This is a genomic window from Corallococcus praedator, from assembly GCF_003612125.1.
Classification (GTDB): domain Bacteria; phylum Myxococcota; class Myxococcia; order Myxococcales; family Myxococcaceae; genus Corallococcus; species Corallococcus praedator.
In genome coordinates this window covers 1-15,922 of record NZ_RAWI01000216.1, presented here as the reverse complement: position 1 = coordinate 15,922, position 15,922 = coordinate 1, and the positions used below count along the sequence as shown (strand labels likewise).

The window sequence follows — 15,922 nt, the reverse complement described above, 5'->3', positions numbered from 1 at the left end:
CCCCCTTCGAGCCGGAGCTTCCCACCCCCGCCGTGGTCAGCGGCGAAGCGCTGCCGGTGCGCGTGTCCGGTCAGAAGCTGGACGCGCTCCTGGGCCGCAGCGGCGAGTTGCGCGTGGCGATGCTCCGGCTGGAGGGCCACGCCGAATCGCTGGAAGCGCTGCGCGACGACGTCACCAGTCTGCGCGGGGCGGTGCGCGGCACGTCCTCCGAAGCGACGCTGCGCCGGGTGGAGCAGGAATTGGTGCGGGTGGCGCGGGTGCTGGCGCAGGACCGCCGCGCGCTGTTCCAGTCCTCCACCGGCCTGGACGATGAGGTGCGCCGCTCCCGCATGCTGCCCTTCGAGGAGGGCTGCACGGGCCTGGAGCGCGCCGCGCGCGACGTGGCGCACGGCCTGGGCCGCCGCGTGCGGACGGAAATTCATGGCGGCGGCCTGGACCTGGACCGCTCGCTGCTCCAGTCGCTGCGCGAGCCCCTGCTGCACCTGGTGCGCAACGCGGTGGCGCACGGCCTGGAGGCGCCCGACGAGCGCGTGCGCCACGGCAAGCCCGAAGAGGGCCGCGTGGTGCTGTCCGCGCGGCTTCGCGGCAGCCGGGTGGAGGTGGCGGTGGAGGACGACGGGCGCGGCCTGGACCTGGAGGCCCTGCGCGAGCGCGCGCGGGCCCGGGGCCTGGAGGCGCCCGAGGACGACGCGGAGGCCGCGCGGCTCGTCTTCCTGCCCGGGCTGTCCACCGCGGCGAAGGTGACGGCGGTGTCCGGCCGGGGCGTGGGCCTGGACGTGGTGCGCGCCCAGGTGGAGGCCCTGCGCGGCAGCGTGGAGGTGGCCTTCAGGGCGGGCCAGGGCACCCGCTTCACGCTGGACGTGCCCCTCACCCTGAGCACCCTGCGCGTGCTGCTGGTGGACGTGGGCGGGCAGATCCTCGCGCTGGCCAGCGAGGGCGTGGACCGGCTCCTGCGACTGGCACCCTCCGACGTGCGCGAGGTGGAGGGCCGCATGTCCTGGGTGACGCCGGACGCGCTGGTGCCGCTGGCGTCGCTCGCGGGCGTGCTGGACCTGCCGGCGGGCCCACCGCGCGCGCGGCCCGCGGCGGTGGTGCTGTCGGCGGGCACCGCGCAGGCCGCGCTGGTGGTGGACGAGGTCATCGCCGAGCAGGAGGTGCTGGTGCGCTCGCTGGGCTCGCGCGTGAAGCGGGCGCGGCACGTGTCCGCGGCGGCGGTGCTGCCGGATGGCCGCATGGCACTGCTGCTCAACCCGGCCTCGCTCGTGCGGGCGGCGGGAGGACGGCCATCCGCGCAGTTCTTCCCCACGCCCAAGGAGCAGGTGGTGCGCCGGCGGGTGGTGCTGGCGGACGACTCGCCCACGACGCGCATGCTGGAGCAGAGCATCCTGGAAGCCGCTGGCTATGACGTCACCGCATGCGCGGATGGGGCCGAGGCGTGGGAGCGGCTCCAGGCGGGCGGCGCGGACGCGCTGGTGCTGGACGTGGAGATGCCGCGCATGGACGGCTTCTCCGTCACGGAGGCCGTGCGCGGCTCACCCCGCTTCAGCCGGGTGCCGGTGGTGCTCGTGACATCGCGGGAGAAACCCGAGGACAAGGCGCGCGGGCTGCAAGCCGGTGCGAGTGCGTACATCGTGAAGAGCGCTTTTGATCCGACCAGCCTGCTGGAGACGTTGAGGCGACTGCTATGAAGAACGAACCGTTGCGCATCCTGGTGGCCGAGGACTCGCCCACCGCCCGTCGGCTGCTGGTGGAGATTTTGCGCACCGACCCGGCGCTCACCGTGGTGGGCGAGGCCCGGGACGGGGTGGAGGCGGTGGAGCTGTGCCAGCGGCTGCAGCCGAGCCTGGTGACGATGGACATCCAGATGCCGCGCATGGACGGCCTGGACGCCACCCGCCGCATCATGACGGAGGTGCCCACGCCCGTGGTGGTGGTGTCCACGCTGGTGGAGCGCGACATCCAGACGTCCATGGCCGCGCTGCGCGCCGGGGCGCTCGCGGTGCTCCAGAAGCCGGTGGGCCCGGAGTCGCCGGACTTCGAGGCGGACAGCCGCCGCCTGCGCGACACGCTCAAGGCCATGGCCCAGGTGAAGGTGGTGCGCCGTTGGCCGGACCGCACCGCCCTGCCGCCCGCGCCGCTGGAGCTGCCCACGTCCGGAGGGACGCGCCCGGCGGTGCTCGCCATGGCGGCCTCCACCGGGGGGCCCGCGGCGCTGTACCGCATCCTGTCCGACCTCGACGGCAAGGACGTGCCCCCGCCCATCCTGGTGGTGCAGCACATCGCGCTGGGCTTCGGTTCGGGCCTGGCCACGTGGCTGGGCACGGCCACGAAGCTGCCGGTGAAGGTGGCCGAGGACGGCGAGCCGCTGGTGGCGGGCACCGTCTACCTGGCCCCGGACGACAAGCACCTGGGCGTGACGACGGACCACCGGGCCCAGGTGTCCGGCGCCGCCCCCATCCAGGGCTTCCGCCCCTCCGCCAACTGGCTGTTCCGCTCCGTGGCCCGCGCGTACGGGCCGGCGTCCCTGTCCGTGGTGCTCACCGGCATGGGCCAGGACGGCCTGGACGGCATCCGGGACGTCCACCAGGCAGGCGGGCGGGTGCTGGCCCAGGACGAGGCGACGTCCGTCGTCTACGGCATGCCCGCCGTCGTGGTGGGCGCCAACCTGGCGCATGAGGTCCTGCCGCTGGGGCAGATCGCCCGCCGGGTCCAGGCCCTCTTCCAGCCAGGCGGAAAAGCCCTCCCCTGAAGTGTCGCCTTAGTGAAAGTGATTGGGGTTCTTCGGGGGGCGGAATGGCGACCCTGGTGCGGAGTGTCAATATCGGGTTCCAATCAGGGCCCCTCCCTGGCGTCCCCCTTCTCGATGAGTGCTCCCACGACTGGTCTGGCCTACGAAGCGGTCTTCGCCGCCATCCCCGACCCTGCCTACCTGTTGGATGGCACGGGCCGGCTGGTGTCGTGCAGCGCCGCCGGAGCCCGGGCGTTGGGGCGCGAGGCGGCGCAGCTCACGGGACGGCACTGGAGTGAGCTGGGCCTGCCGCAGGAGGCGCTGAACGCGCTGGAGTCCGCGCGCGTCCGCGTGGTGACCCTGCGCGAGTCCGCCACCGTGGAGGCCCCCTGGCCGGGGGCGCAGGGCGTGCGTCCGCACGCGCTGGTGCTCACGCCGCTGGCGTCGGCCGCGGACATGCTGCCCTCCGTGCTGGTGACGGCGCGGGCGCTCACGGAGGCGGAGGCCGTCTATTCGCGCGCGCTGGAGCTGGAGCAGGCCTCGCGCGCGGAGGTGGAGACGGCCGAGCGCCGCCGCTCGTTCCTGTACCAGGCGATGACGACGCTGTTCACCCACCCGCCGGATCCGCAGGGCATGTACACGCTGCTCGCGCACCTGGCCGTGCCGGACCTGGCGGACTGGTGCCTGGTGGACGCGCTGGAGCAGGGCCCGTGGGTGGGCCGCGCGGCGGTGGCGTGCCTGGACCCCACGCAGCAGGAGCGCGCGAAGTACCTGCCCCTGCGCACGGAGCTGCGCGACGACGCGCCGGTGGGCCTCCTGCGCGTGCTGCGCACCGGGGAGCCGGAGCTGGTGCCGGCGGTGACGGATTCGCTGCTGCGCGCGGCGGCGGCGGAGCCCGCGCACCCGGCGCTGCTGGAGGCGCTCCAGGCGCGCTCGTACATGATCATCCCGCTGCGCGCGCGCGGCCACACGCTGGGCGCGGTGACGTTCGTGAGCTCCGGCTCCGGGCGGCGCTACGGCCCGGATGATCTGGCGCTGGCGGAGGACCTGTGCCTGCGCGCCAGCCTCGCCATCGACAACGCGCGGCTGGTGGGTGAGTCGCGCCGGGCGGCCCGCGCTCGCGAGGACCTGCTCGCGGTGGTGTCGCACGACCTGAAGAACCCGCTGGGCGTGGTGCAGCTGGGCGCGGCGCTGCTCCTGCGCGGCACGGCGGGCAAGCCGGGCGGCGAGGCGGTGGCGAAGCAGGCCAACCGCATCAACGACGCGGCCGAGCGCATGTCGCGGCTCATCTCCGACCTGCTGGACTGGGGCCGCCTGGAAGCGGGGCACCTGCCGCTGGAGTTGGGCGAGCACCCCGCCATGTCGCTGGCCACCGAGGCGCTGGAGGCCATCCGTCCGCTGGCGGAGGCCAAGGGGCTGCACCTGGAAGCGGACCTGCCGCCGGAGGCGCTGCGCGTGAAGTGCGACCGCACTCGCGTGCTCCAGGTGATGGGCAACCTGCTGGGCAACGCGGTGAAGTTCACCCCGCCGGGCGGCACGCTCGCGGTGCGCGCGGCGACGCGCGGCGCGGAGGTGTCCTTCGACGTGCGCGACACCGGCAACGGCATCGCCCCGGACGCGCTGCCGCACATCTTCGACCGCTACTGGCAGGCGCGCGACGCGGCCAGCCGGGGCACCGGCCTGGGGCTGGCCATCGCCAAGGGCCTCGTCGAGGCGCACGGCGGCAGCATCCGCGCGGAGAGCACCCTGGGCACCGGCAGCATCTTCACCTTCACGCTGCCCGTGGCGCACCTGTCCGTGCCCGTCACCGTCACGCCCCCGGCGGGTCTGCCCCTGTCGCGCCCGCGCGACACCTACGAGCACTGAAGCCGTCAGCGCTCCTTCGCCCGCGTGCGCGCGGGCGGCCCCATCACCTCGCGCGCGTGCTCCAGGAACGCGCGGAGCGCGGGTGACACCTGGGCCCGGCTGGGGAAGTAGAGGAACAGCCCCGGCACCGACGCGGCGTACTCCTCCAGCACGAGCCGCAGCGTGCCCTCCTTCAACCGCGCCGCCACCTGTGACTCCGGCACGTAGCAGAGCCCCAGGCCCGCCTCCGCGAGGCCCACCCAGACGCGCTCGTCGTTGGTGGTGACGGCGCCGCGCACCGGCAGGCGCCACGTGCGCGAGCCCTTCTCCAGGTCCCACGGCAGCAGCGCGCCGGTGTTGGACGAGCGGTAGGCGAAGCAGTTGTGCAGCAGCAGGTCCTTCGGCTTCCTCGGCGTGCCGTGGCGCTTCAGGTACGCAGGCGAGGCCACCACGACGAAGCGGAAGGGCCCGGACATCCGCACCGCCACCATGTCCCGCTCCAGGTACTCCTCCATCCGGACGCCCGCGTCGAAGCCCTCCGCGACGATGTCCGCCTTGCGGTTGTCCACCACCAGGTCCAGTTCCACCTTCGGGTAGCGCTGACAGAAGGAGGGCACCAGCGGCGCGAGCAGGAACGGCAGCGCGCTGGACGGCAGCGTCAGCCGCAGCGTGCCCGTCACCTCGCCCGGCCGCGCCGACGCGTCCTTGAGCGCCCCCAGCGCCTGCGCGACGCCCGGCCCCGCCTGCTCCATCAGCTTCCGCCCCGCCGCCGTCACCGCCACGCTGCGCGTCGTGCGCGACAGCAGCGACACGCCCAGCCGTTCCTCCAACTGGCGCACCGTCTGGCTCAGCGCGGACGCGGACACCCCCAGCTCCGCGGCGGCGGGCGCGAACCCCCGGAGCCGGGCGACGGTGAGGAACTGGTGCAGGGCGTTGAGGGGCGTGACGGCCATTCCCAAGTTTTCTTCAGGAGTCCATCCGGATTCCACACCTTCATTCCACGGACGCCGGCCCGTATCTCTTCGCGTGTCTCGCGACGACGCACTCCCTTCCCCCCGCGAGCAGGAGTCCTGCCATGGCATCCCCCACCCTTCCGCTGTCAGGCCGCATCGCCGTCATCACCGGCGCCTCCAGTGGCATTGGCGCCGCCACCGCGCTCCGGCTGGCCCGGGACGGCGCGACGGTCGCGCTGCTCGCCCGCCGAAAGGAGCGACTGGACACGCTGGCCTCCAGCATCACGCAAGGGGGCGGCCGGGCGCTCGCCCTGGGCGCGGACGTGCGGGACGCGAAGTCCGTGGCGGAGGCCGCGAAGGTCATCGCGGGCGAGCTGGGCGTCGTGGACCTGGTGCTCAACGGCGCCGGCGTCATGCGGCCCTCGCGCATGGACGAGCACCGCACGGAGGACTGGGAGGAGATGCTTGATTTGAACGTGAAGGGCGCGGTGCGCATCGTGGAGACCTTCGTGGATCCCCTGCTGGCCGCCGCGAAGGCCGGCGGGGCCGCGGACCTCATCAACATCTCCTCCGTCGCCGCGCAGTCGGTGTTCCCGAACTTCAACGTCTACAGCGCCACCAAGGCCGCCATCACCCACCTGTCCCGGCACCTGCGCGCGGAGCTGGGCCCCCGGTTCGTGCGCGTCATGGCCCTGGAGCCAGGGCTCGTGACGACGCCGCTGCATGACGGCAACACCGACCCGGGCGCCAGCGCGTGGCTGAAGTCCGCCCGGGAGACCCTCACCTGGCTGTCCCCGGAGGAGGTCGCGGGCATCATCGCCTTCGCCGCCGCCCTGCCCCGGCACATCAACTTCCAGCAGCTCACCCTCATGCCGACCCAGCAGGCCTGAGTAGACCCGGACCGGGTCGGCCGCCCCCCTGTTGCCGCCGCCGGTCAAGCCGTGCCATGCAGTGCGGCTTATGTCCTTCATGCATCAGGCGCTGGTGTTCCTGGCCGCCACCGTCGTCGCCGTCCCCCTCTTCAAGAAGCTGGGGCTGGGCTCCGTGCTGGGCTACCTGGCGGCGGGCGCGGCCATCGGGCCGTATGGCGCGGGCCTCATCTCCGACGTGGAGAACATCCTCCACATCGCGGAGCTGGGCGTGGTGCTGCTGCTGTTCGTCATCGGGCTGGAGTTGCAGCCCTCGCGTCTGTGGAGCCTGCGCCGGTCGGTGTTCGGCATGGGCGGCGCGCAGGTGGTGCTGACGGGCCTGCTGCTCGCGGGCGTGGGCCGGGCGCTGGGCCTGTCCGTGGGCGCGTCCATCATCGCCGGCTTCGGCCTGTCGCTGTCCTCCACCGCGTTCGCGCTGCAATTGCTGGCGGAGAAGAACCAGCTCACCGCCGAGCACGGTCAGCTCGCCTTCGGCATCCTGCTGTTCCAGGACCTGGCGGTGATTCCGCTCCTGGCCGCGCTGCCCCTGCTGGGCAGGTCCGACATGCCGTCCACGGAGCCCGGCTGGCTCATGACGCTGAAGGCCGTGGGCGTGGTGATTCTCGTGGTGCTGGCGGGCCGCTACCTGCTGCGCCCGGTGTTCCGCGCGGTGGCCTCCGTGCACAGCCAGGAGCTGTTCACCGCGACGGCGCTGCTGGTGGTCGTGGGCACCGCGGCGCTGGTCAGCGCGGTGGGCCTGTCCATGGCGCTGGGCGCGTTCCTCGCCGGCGTGCTGCTGTCGGAGTCCGAGTACCGCCACGAACTGGAGGCGGACATCGAGCCCTTCAAGGGCCTCTTGCTGGGCCTGTTCTTCATCGCCGTGGGCATGTCGGTGAACCTGGCGCTGCTCGCGCGCGAGCCCCTGCGCGTGCTGGCGCTGGTGCTGGGCCTCACCTTCCTCAAGGCCCTGGTGCTGTACGGCCTGGGACGCGTGGGGCTGAAGAAGCCGGGCTCCGCGCTGAGCCTCGCGGTGGTGATTTCGCAGGGCGGTGAGTTCGCCTTCGTCCTGTTCTCGCTGGCGGTGTCCTTCCACGTGATGGACCGGCCGCAGGCGGACCTGCTGGTGTTGGTGGTGGGCCTGTCCATGGCGGTGACGCCGTTCCTGTCCGTCGTGCACGAGCGCTGGGTGGCGCCGCGCTTCAAGCCGAAGGGCCCGCAGCGCGAGTACGACGTGTCCCCGGACCAGGACCACCCGGTCATCATCGCCGGCATGGGCCGCGTGGGGCAGGTGGTGGCCCGGCTGCTTCTCGCGCGCCGCATCGGGTTCACCGCCATCGACGCGAGCGCGGAGCACATCGACTTCATCCGGCGCTTCGGCAACCAGGTGTTCTACGGCGACGCGTCCCGGCTGGACCTCCTTCGCGCCGCCCGCGCGGACAAGGCCCGGGTGTTCGTGCTGGCCATCGACGACATGGCCGCGTCCCTGCGCACCGCGCAGATGGTGAAGGAGCACTTCCCGCATCTGAAGATCTACGCCCGGGCGCGCAACCGCGAGCACGCGTACAAGCTCATGGAGCTGGGGGTCACGAACCTGGTGCGTGAGACGTTCGACGCGAGCCTCGTCATGTCCAGCGACGTGCTCCAGGCCATGGGCCTCACCTTCACGGAGGCGCGCCGCACCGTGGAGCGCTTCCGCGAGCACGACGAGTCGCTGATGGTGGAGACCTCCAAGGTCTTCAAGGACGAGAAGAAGATGATGGAAGTCATCGCGCGCGGCCGCCGGGAGCTGGAGCTGCTCTTCGAGAAGGACGAAGCCGAACAGAAGTCGGCCTGAGGACGACCATGGCATCCGACACTTCCGACACGTCCAACGCCGGGCACCCGAAGTCCGCCTCCCGGCTGTACCTGTGGGTGCTGGCGGCCATCTTCGCCGGCGGCCTGCTGGGCCACCTCGCGCCCGCCACGGCGGTGAAGCTCAAGCCCCTGGGGGACGCGTTCATCTCCCTGGTGAAGATGCTCATCGCCCCGGTCATCTTCCTGACCGTGGTGCTGGGCGTCGCCAACGTGTCCGACATGAAGAAGGTGGGGCGCGTGGGCGGCAAGGCGCTGCTCTACTTCGAGGTCGTCTCCACGTTCGCGCTCGTCATTGGCGCGGTGGTGGTGACGGTGCTCAAGCCGGGGGCGGGCTTCAACGCGGATCCGAGCACGCTGGATGCCGGCGCGGTGGCGCGCTACGCCCAGCAGGCGCACGACCAGTCCACCGTTGGCTTCCTGCTGCACCTCATCCCGCACACCTTCGTGGACGCGTTCACCGGCAACGGGGACTTGCTCCAGGTGCTGCTGCTGGCGCTGCTGTTCGGGTTCTCGCTGACGGCCATCGGTCCCGCGGCGAAGCCCGTGGTCGTGCTGTTCGAGGCGCTGTCCAAGGCCTTCTTCCACATGATTGGGCTGGTGATGAAGCTGGCGCCCATTGGCGCGGGCGCCTCCATGGCCTTCACGCTGGGGGCCTACGGGGTCGACAGCCTGGGCCCGCTCATGCGGCTGATGGGCTGCTTCTATCTGGCGTGCGTCCTTTTCGTGCTGGCGGTGCTGGGGCCCATCGCGCGGCTGACCGGCTTCTCCATCCTGAGATTCCTGCGCTACATCCGCGCGGAGCTGCTGCTGGTGCTGGGCACGTCCTCGTCGGAGTCCGCGCTGGTGCCGCTGATGCAGAAGCTGGAGCGGCTGGGCTGCTCCCGGTCCGTGGTGGGGCTGGTGGTGCCCAGCGGCTATTCGTTCAACCTGGACGGCACCAACATCTACCTGACCATGGCGGCGCTGTTCGTGGCCCAGGCGCTCAACGTGGAGCTCACCTTCACCCAGACGGCCACGCTGCTGGGCGTGGCCATGCTCACGTCCAAGGGCGCCTCCGGCGTCACGGGCGCGGGCTTCATCACGCTGGCCGCCACGCTCGCGGTGGTGCCGTCGGTGCCGGTGGCGGGCCTGGCGCTCATCCTGGGCATCGACCGATTCATGAGCGAGGCGCGCGCGCTCACCAACTTCATTGGCAACGGCGTCGCCACCATCGTCGTCTCCCGCTGGGAGAACGAGCTGGACCGCGACCGGCTCCGCGCCGAGCTGAGTGGCCAGCCGCTGCCCGCCGCGCCCCACGTGGATCCAGGCACGCCGTCATAGGCGCCGGAGCGCGGCTCAGTGCTGGACGGCCTCGCGCACCGCGGCCTTCAGCACGTCCAGGTCCACCGGCTTGTCCAGCAGCTGCCTCGCGCCCAGCCTGCGGGCTTCCTCATGCGTCTCCGCGTCCGCGAAGGCGCTGAGCAGCAGCACCGGGCAGGACACGCCCTGCTCCCTCAGCTGCTTCAGGGCCTCCAGGCCGGTGCGTCCCGGCATGCGCACGTCACTGATGATGAGGTCGAGCGGCTCCAGCGTGCCGCCCTGGCCGCGCATCATCGCCAGGTAGTCGCCCAGCTCGAAGCCGTCCTCCACCTCCACCACCACGTAGCCCGCGCGCATCAGCGTGCGCACCAGCAGCGCGCGCATCGCGTCGTCGTCCTCGGCCACCAGGATGCGCACGGCGCGCGGCGTCTCTTCGCTCATGGGTGGATCATTCATCATCCAGAGGCGGAGGAGCACGGCGCATGCCATTGCGCCTTCCAGGGCCGCTGGACGTCCTGCCCCACACGCTCCGGGGCATCCTGCCCCCGTCGGGGCAATGTGCCCCAGGGACCTGGGGGCATCTCGCCCTGATTGAAGGAGCGTCCCCCGGGGAGGGGCGCTGGCACGGCCGATGCTCTTGTCCCGGTCAGCCCCGCATCCACTTCTCGCGGGCCTGAAACGGAGTCCTCCATGAAGCGCACTTCCGCCATCGTCCTGGGTCTGTCCCTGTCTCTCGCCTCCATGGGCGCCTTCGCCGCCGCGCCCAAGGCCGCCAAGGGCACCACCGCCACCCAGGCGAAGTCCGCCGCGAAGGCGAAGAAGGCGAAGCAGCCGGCCAGCCAGAAGCCCGCCGCCGCCCCCTCCGAGGGCACCACCGGCGCGAACTAGTCAGACTGTCGTGACGCAGCACCCGCGGTACCCATAGCGTACCTCCCCGGTCCGTGTGTTCCTTCCCCCTCACGCACGAACCGGGGGTTGCCTTTCTCGTGAAGCTCGCGCGCAAATTCACCCTGGCCCTCGTGTTGCTCGCCGTCGCGGTGATGGCCGGGCTCCAGGTGTTCCAGGTCAACCGGGAGCTGTCCCGGTCCGAAACCGACATGCAGCACGACCACCGCCTGCTCGGTCACACGCTCGCCGGCTCCATTGGCAAGGCGTGGCAGCTGGCGGGCGAGGCGGAGGCGCTCACGCTGCTCAACCAGGCCAACCGCTTCCAGGAGCAGGTGCGCCTGCGCTGGGTGTGGCTGGATGGCGGGCCCGGCTCCGGCTTCGCGCCCACGCTGCCGCCCAAGCTGCTGGTGAACCTGCGCGCGGGCAACGACGGTTGGTTGATGGACACCACGAACACGCCCGGCGTGCTGCGCTCGTACACGCCGGTGTTCCTGGGCCGGCGCGCGGGCGCCATTGAAATCACCGAGTCCCTCTCCGAACAGCAGCAGCACGTGCGCACCACCGTGCTGGGCACCTCCATCGCCACCGCGGCGCTGAGCGTGTTCTTCCTCCTGGCCGCGATGGCCATGGGCCGCAAGCTGGTGGGCCAGCCCGTGGAGCAGCTCGTGCATCTGGCCGGACGCATTGGCGAGGGCGACCTCACCGCGCGTGTGCCACTGCGGCGCGCGAGCGGCGATGAACTGACGACACTGGCGGTGGCCATGAACCGGATGGGTGAGCAGTTGGAGGAGACGCGGGCGCGGCTGGCGGAGGAGACGGCGGCGCGGCTGGCGACGGTGGAGCACCTGCGCCACGCGGACCGGCTCACCACGGTGGGAAAGCTGGCCTCCGGCGTGGCGCACGAGCTGGGCACGCCGCTCAACGTCGTGATGGGCCGCGCGAAGATGGTGTCCTCCGGTGAAGCGGAGGGCGAGGAGGTGGGCGAGTGCGCGCGCATCATCTTCCAGCAGGCGCAGCACATGACCGGCATCATCCGCCAGCTCCTGGACTTCGCGCGGCGGCGGGCCCCGTCGCGCGCGCCGGAGGACCTGTCCCTGCTGGCCGAGCGCACCCTGGCGCTGCTCAAGCCCATGGCCACCAAGCGCGGCGCCACGCTGTCGCAGGAGGTGCCCGCGGGCTTCACGGTGGAGGTGGACGCCGGCCAGTTCCAGCAGGTGCTCACGAACCTGGTGATGAACGGGCTGCACGCAATGAACCAGCCCGGCACCTTGCGCGTGCGCTCGCAGGTGCTGCGCGCGAAGCCCCCCGCGGACGTGGGCGGGCCGGAGCAGGAATGGGTGCGGCTGGACGTGGAGGACGAGGGCACCGGCATCCCGGCGGACGTGCTGCCCCACGTGTTCGAGCCGTTCTTCACCACCAAGGACGTGGGCGAGGGAACGGGGCTGGGCCTGTCCGTCTCCTATGGGATGGTGCGGGACCACGGTGGGTGGATTGACGTGAAAAGCGAGCTGGGCCGTGGGAGTTGTTTCTCCATCTACCTGCCGCCGGGAGGCAACGCATGCCAGGCCGCATCCTGATTGTCGAAGACGAGCGAGAGATGCGCGTGCTGGTGGAGAAGGGCCTCCAGCGCCGGGGCTTCCAGCCCGTGGCCGTGTCCGCCGCGGACGAGGCCCTCCAGCGCATCTCCGCCGAGGACTTCGACACGGTGCTCACCGACCTGCGCATGCCCGGCATGGACGGCCTGGCGCTGTGCGAGCGCATCGTGCTCAACCGGCCGGACATCCCGGTGGTGGTGGTGACGGCGTTCGGCAGCCTGGAGACGGCCGTGGCCGCCATCCGCGCGGGCGCCTACGACTTCATCACCAAGCCCATCGACCTGGACGCGCTGGTGCTGGTGCTGGAGCGCGCCGTGCAACACCGCGCCCTGCGCGCGGAGGTGCGGCGGCTGCGGCAGGCCCTGGGCGAGCGCGAGGACGACGGCGCGATGGTGGGGGAGAGCCCCGCGCTCAAGCAGGCGTATGCGCTCATCGACCGCGTAGCGGACGTGGACGCCACGGTGCTCATCACGGGGGAGAGCGGCACCGGCAAGGAGGTGGCCGCGCGCGCGCTCCATGCCCGGGGCCGGCGCAAGGAAGGGCCGTTCGTGGCCATCAACTGCGCGGCGATGCCGGAGCAGTTGCTGGAGAGCGAGTTGTTTGGCCATGCGAAGGGCGCCTTCACCGACGCGAAGGCGGCGCGCACGGGCCTGTTCGTGAAGGCGAACGGCGGCACGCTGTTCCTGGACGAGGTGGGGGAGATGCCCCTCACGCTCCAGCCGAAGCTGCTGCGCGCGTTGCAGGAGCGCGTGGTGCGTCCGGTGGGTGGGGACACGGAGATGCCGTTCGACGCGCGCATCGTCGCGGCGACGAACCGGGACCTGGAGCTGGCGGTGGAGGAGGACCGCTTCCGCGAGGACCTGTACTACCGGCTCAACGTCATCGGCATCGAGCTGCCTCCGCTGCGGGCGCGCGGCAACGACGTGCTGCTGTTGTCGCAGCGCTTCGTGGAACAGTTCGCCTCGCGCACGGGCAAGCGGGTGGACGGATTGTCACCGGCCGCGGCGCAGCGTCTGCTGGCGTATGGGTGGCCGGGCAACGTGCGCGAGTTGCAGAACTGCATCGAGCGCGCGGTGGCGCTCACGTCCTTCGAGCAGCTCACGGTGGATGACCTGCCGGAGCGGGTGCGCAACTACAGCACGCCACGCGTGGTGCCGGAGAACACGGACGCATCGGAGCTGGTGACGCTGGAGGAGCTGGAGCGCCGGTACATCCACCGCGTGCTGGAGGCGGTGGGTGGCAGCCGGACGCTCGCGGCGCGCATCCTGGGCGTGGACCGCAAGACGCTCTACCGCAAGCTGGAGCGCGGCGACGGGGACGGCAAGGACGCGGCGAAGGAGCCGCGTGACGTGAAGAAGCCCTGACCGACCCTGGCACGCCGGATGCTTTTCCTTTCGTTCGAACAGCGCGAACGAGGAGGAGCACCCCATGGCTTTCCAGGACACCGCCGACGCCGTGCAGTGGGAAGAGGCCCCGTGGGCGCCGGGCTACGAAGCCCCGGCCACGAGGCCTCGGGTGTTGATCGCCGAGGACGACCGGGAGATGCGCCGGATGCTGGCGCGGGCGCTGGGCCGGCGCGGCTGTGACGTGCACGAGGTGCCGAACGGGCGCGAGCTGCTGGGCACGCTGACGCGGGGACTGGCGGGTGTGGAGGGCGCGGCACCGGACGTCATCATCACGGACGTGCGCATGCCGGGCGTCACCGGCCTGGAGGCCCTGGCGCGCCTGCGCCGCGTGGACTGGGCCACGCCCGTCATCCTCATCACCGCCTTCGGTGACGCCGCCACCCACGCCGAGGCCCACCGCCTGGGCGCCGCGTTCGTCTTCGACAAGCCGTTCGACCTGGACGTGCTGTGCGAAGCGGTGCGGGAGCTCATTGGGGAGGAATGAGCCGCGAGCCTCTTGCTATGCTTCCCGCACCCTTCATGTTCGCGGGAACGAACATCGTGATGCGTCTTCCACAGCGACTGCGGGATGGGCTGGCGCTCTGCGCCCTGGTGTCAGGTTGCGCGAGCCCGGCTGGAAACGATTACGGCTTCGCGGATGATGATTCCAAGCGGGTGTGGGCTCGCGGTCCCTGGGAGCGCATCCGGCCGTCGGAGGACATTGACGACGTCATCGACCAACTCTGCCCCGCCATCATGACGCTGCCCGCAGCGACGCTGGGGGACTACGGGCTGGAGTACTGCGGCGTCATCTACAGCCTGGGCCAGGGCATCTACTCCGCGAGCAATCCCTCTCCCCTCGCCCAAAGGGTCCAGGTGGGCGCGAGCCGGCGTAAGTCATGCAAGCCTCCCATGGAGGTCAGGGATCCACGGGGCAGGGCCTCCGTCGTCGCCGACTACCACAGCCATCCCTGGTTCCCGTCCAGCTTCTCCACGGAGGACAGGAGGTCGGATACTCAGTGGTACTCCATCCGGATCCAGTTCGACACCCACTGCATCATCCACAAGCTGGTTCCACATGCGGACGACGACCTGCCGGGAGAAGTCTATGTCCGTGAAGCGCGGCGCTGGAAACGCGTTGGAAGCATCCTTCCCCAGGACAAGGCCTCCGGACGGATCACCGCGATGGATGAGCCATGAGCCCCCCGTGTTCCGACCGAGAGAACGTGTCTTGAGGCCCTCGCTCCTTCTTCTGTGTGCGCTCCTCGGAGGTTGCGCCTCACGGTCGTCGCTGCCCTTGCGCGTCCCCGCCGAGGAGGCGGCCTGGTTCAAGTTCCCCGCCAGCCTCAAGGAGTCGGAACAGGTCGTGGTGCCCGCGACGGTGGCCGCGGCCATCCAGCTCGCCATGGAGGACTTCCGACCGCGCGGCACGAAGCCCCACCGTGGGAGCGATCCGGTCGAAGCGTGCCTGTATCAACGTCCGTCGTTCGACGTGGAGGCAGCGCCCTGGACGGAGGACCTCGTGCTGGTCCGCTTCTCCCTGAGCCATGGTGCATGCATCGAAGAGGGCCCGGTCCTGGACATGGGCTCAACCCATGCCGTGGATCCACGACGCAGCCGCATCGTCGCGGTCCATCCCGGCACGCCCCCGGCCGAAGCAGCGAACTTCACCTTTCCCGTGGAGCTGCCGCTCCAGGGACTGATCCGCATCGATGGCAACACGGCCGCCGCCATCCAGCTCGCCATGGACCACTTCCGTCCGTGGGAGGCGCCACCCTCCAGGCAGCCCGCGTGTCTCGACCGGCGCGATTCGTACGACGTGACCGCCGCCCCCGGCCCCGAAGGCGTCGTGCTGGTCCAGCTCACCCTCGATGATCAGCGCTGTCCTCCGGATCCCAGCGAGTCGGTGGAGGCAACCAGCGGCAAGCCCCTCCAGGAGATCGTCCTCTACGCCGTGGACATCCGCACCCAGCGGCTGCTCTCCATTGGAAGGCGTTTCCAGCGGCATCCCTGACCCGGGTTTTCTCGAACCCCACCGGCTCGCTCGACCGCCCACCTGTCGCGGGGTCGGAGAATTCATCCGCTCCCGTCACAACCCTCCACCATCAGCGCACGGCCGGAGGCCCAGGGAGGGGCGAGCGGTGCGGAAGCAGGGTTTCCCCTCGGTCCGGAGCCACCCGCTTTACCGCGAGCGGAGTATGGTTCCAGACGGATGCGCCCCTCCTTCTTCCAGCCCCACGCCGGATGTCTCGCGGATGACCTCGCGCGGAATGAGGGCGACGGGAATCTCCCTGACCCGTTTCCTCCCGAAGGATGCTCCTCCACCTTGAAGATCCACCTGGCCCGTCACCCCGTAGGGGCCTGTCAGGACACCCTCCGCCATCCTGCTCCCGTGTCCCGTCCCTGATGCCGGGCACGCATCCCCACCCTTTCGTGTTCCATCCCTGAAGGGACACCGGTCCCCCCC

At 71.2% G+C, this 15,922-nt stretch carries 14 protein-coding genes; 12 read left to right on the top strand and 2 right to left on the bottom strand.

The features are described 5' to 3' along the window. The 3 genes from D7Y13_RS25060 to D7Y13_RS25050 form a co-directional block, all read left to right on the top strand. The coding region (locus D7Y13_RS25060; protein WP_147452489.1) for a hybrid sensor histidine kinase/response regulator at positions 1 to 1,688 on the top strand (1,688 nt) is incomplete at its 5' end. Then, entirely contained in the window at positions 1,685 to 2,749 is a 1,065-nt protein-coding gene (gene cheB, locus D7Y13_RS25055) for a chemotaxis-specific protein-glutamate methyltransferase CheB (protein WP_120584495.1), read from the top strand. The genes D7Y13_RS25060 and cheB, both read left to right, overlap by 4 nt. A gap of 114 nt (positions 2,750 to 2,863) precedes the next feature. After that, positions 2,864 to 4,594 carry an ATP-binding protein gene (locus tag D7Y13_RS25050; RefSeq protein WP_120536588.1) on the top strand — a complete coding sequence of 577 codons (1,731 nt, stop codon included), beginning with the start codon at positions 2,864 to 2,866 and terminating at the stop codon, positions 4,592 to 4,594. A 5-nt stretch (positions 4,595 to 4,599) separates the two neighbouring features. On the opposite strand, the gene D7Y13_RS25045 is transcribed toward D7Y13_RS25050, so the two are convergent. Further along, on the bottom strand, positions 4,600 to 5,526 hold the full coding sequence (locus D7Y13_RS25045) for a LysR family transcriptional regulator (protein WP_120584496.1): 927 nt from the start codon (positions 5,524 to 5,526) through the stop codon (positions 4,600 to 4,602). A gap of 122 nt (positions 5,527 to 5,648) precedes the next feature. Here D7Y13_RS25045 and D7Y13_RS25040 point away from each other — a divergent pair, with 122 nt between their 5' ends. The 3 genes from D7Y13_RS25040 (at position 5,649) to D7Y13_RS25030 (ending at position 9,608) form a co-directional block, all read left to right on the top strand. After that, positions 5,649 to 6,416 carry an SDR family oxidoreductase gene (locus D7Y13_RS25040; protein WP_120584497.1) on the top strand — a complete coding sequence of 256 codons (768 nt, stop codon included), beginning with the start codon at positions 5,649 to 5,651 and terminating at the stop codon, positions 6,414 to 6,416. Positions 6,417 to 6,486: 70 nt separating this feature from the next. Next, on the top strand, positions 6,487 to 8,268 hold the full coding sequence (locus D7Y13_RS25035; RefSeq protein WP_120536591.1) for a monovalent cation:proton antiporter-2 (CPA2) family protein: 1,782 nt from the start codon (positions 6,487 to 6,489) through the stop codon (positions 8,266 to 8,268). Positions 8,269 to 8,276: 8 nt separating this feature from the next. Further along, positions 8,277 to 9,608 (top strand): dicarboxylate/amino acid:cation symporter, encoded by a 1,332-nt coding sequence (locus D7Y13_RS25030; RefSeq protein WP_120536592.1) that lies wholly within the window; start codon positions 8,277 to 8,279, stop codon positions 9,606 to 9,608. Between the two features lie 15 nt (positions 9,609 to 9,623). On the opposite strand, the gene D7Y13_RS25025 is transcribed toward D7Y13_RS25030, so the two are convergent. Beyond that, a complete protein-coding gene (locus tag D7Y13_RS25025) occupies positions 9,624 to 10,028 on the bottom strand; it encodes a response regulator (protein WP_233595709.1) in 405 nt (134 codons plus the stop codon). Between the two features lie 249 nt (positions 10,029 to 10,277). On the opposite strand from D7Y13_RS25025, the gene D7Y13_RS25020 reads away from it, so the two are divergent. The 6 genes from D7Y13_RS25020 to D7Y13_RS48155 all read left to right on the top strand — a co-directional run bounded on the left by D7Y13_RS25020 (position 10,278) and on the right by D7Y13_RS48155 (position 15,469). Further along, positions 10,278 to 10,475 carry a hypothetical protein gene (locus D7Y13_RS25020; RefSeq protein WP_120536593.1) on the top strand — a complete coding sequence of 66 codons (198 nt, stop codon included), beginning with the start codon at positions 10,278 to 10,280 and terminating at the stop codon, positions 10,473 to 10,475. 98 nt (positions 10,476 to 10,573) lie between these two features. Continuing rightward, positions 10,574 to 12,052 (top strand): sensor histidine kinase, encoded by a 1,479-nt coding sequence (locus D7Y13_RS25015; protein ID WP_120584498.1) that lies wholly within the window; start codon positions 10,574 to 10,576, stop codon positions 12,050 to 12,052. Continuing rightward, the gene (locus D7Y13_RS25010; RefSeq protein WP_120536595.1) at positions 12,034 to 13,434 is read left to right on the top strand and encodes a sigma-54-dependent transcriptional regulator; all 1,401 of its coding nucleotides are present in this window, start codon (positions 12,034 to 12,036) and stop codon (positions 13,432 to 13,434) included. The genes D7Y13_RS25015 and D7Y13_RS25010 overlap by 19 nt, the downstream gene beginning before the upstream one ends. A gap of 64 nt (positions 13,435 to 13,498) precedes the next feature. Next, a complete protein-coding gene (locus D7Y13_RS25005; RefSeq protein ID WP_120584499.1) occupies positions 13,499 to 13,960 on the top strand; it encodes a response regulator in 462 nt (153 codons plus the stop codon). Between the two features lie 59 nt (positions 13,961 to 14,019). Next, positions 14,020 to 14,655, top strand: a complete 636-nt coding sequence (locus tag D7Y13_RS25000; protein WP_120584502.1) for a Mov34/MPN/PAD-1 family protein — start codon at positions 14,020 to 14,022, stop codon at positions 14,653 to 14,655. A gap of 97 nt (positions 14,656 to 14,752) precedes the next feature. After that, positions 14,753 to 15,469 carry a hypothetical protein gene (locus D7Y13_RS48155; protein ID WP_233595710.1) on the top strand — a complete coding sequence of 239 codons (717 nt, stop codon included), beginning with the start codon at positions 14,753 to 14,755 and terminating at the stop codon, positions 15,467 to 15,469. Positions 15,470 to 15,922 lie beyond the last annotated feature (453 nt).

Excerpts from the sequence above, each read along its gene's own strand:
- D7Y13_RS25005 (WP_120584499.1), top strand. The coding sequence starts at position 13,499 with ATGGCTTTCCAGGACACCGCCGACGCCGTGCAGTGGGAAGAGGCCCCG.
- D7Y13_RS25040 (WP_120584497.1), top strand. The coding sequence starts at position 5,649 with ATGGCATCCCCCACCCTTCCGCTGTCAGGCCGCATCGCCGTCATCACC.
- D7Y13_RS25030 (WP_120536592.1), top strand. The coding sequence starts at position 8,277 with ATGGCATCCGACACTTCCGACACGTCCAACGCCGGGCACCCGAAGTCC.
- D7Y13_RS25035 (WP_120536591.1), top strand. The coding sequence starts at position 6,487 with ATGTCCTTCATGCATCAGGCGCTGGTGTTCCTGGCCGCCACCGTCGTC.
- D7Y13_RS25045 (WP_120584496.1), bottom strand. The coding sequence starts at position 5,526 with ATGGCCGTCACGCCCCTCAACGCCCTGCACCAGTTCCTCACCGTCGCC.
- D7Y13_RS25010 (WP_120536595.1), top strand. The coding sequence starts at position 12,034 with ATGCCAGGCCGCATCCTGATTGTCGAAGACGAGCGAGAGATGCGCGTG.
- D7Y13_RS25050 (WP_120536588.1), top strand. The coding sequence starts at position 2,864 with ATGAGTGCTCCCACGACTGGTCTGGCCTACGAAGCGGTCTTCGCCGCC.
- D7Y13_RS25020 (WP_120536593.1), top strand. The coding sequence starts at position 10,278 with ATGAAGCGCACTTCCGCCATCGTCCTGGGTCTGTCCCTGTCTCTCGCC.
- D7Y13_RS25000 (WP_120584502.1), top strand. The coding sequence starts at position 14,020 with ATGCGTCTTCCACAGCGACTGCGGGATGGGCTGGCGCTCTGCGCCCTG.
- cheB (WP_120584495.1), top strand. The coding sequence starts at position 1,685 with ATGAAGAACGAACCGTTGCGCATCCTGGTGGCCGAGGACTCGCCCACC.
- D7Y13_RS25025 (WP_233595709.1), bottom strand. The coding sequence starts at position 10,028 with ATGAGCGAAGAGACGCCGCGCGCCGTGCGCATCCTGGTGGCCGAGGAC.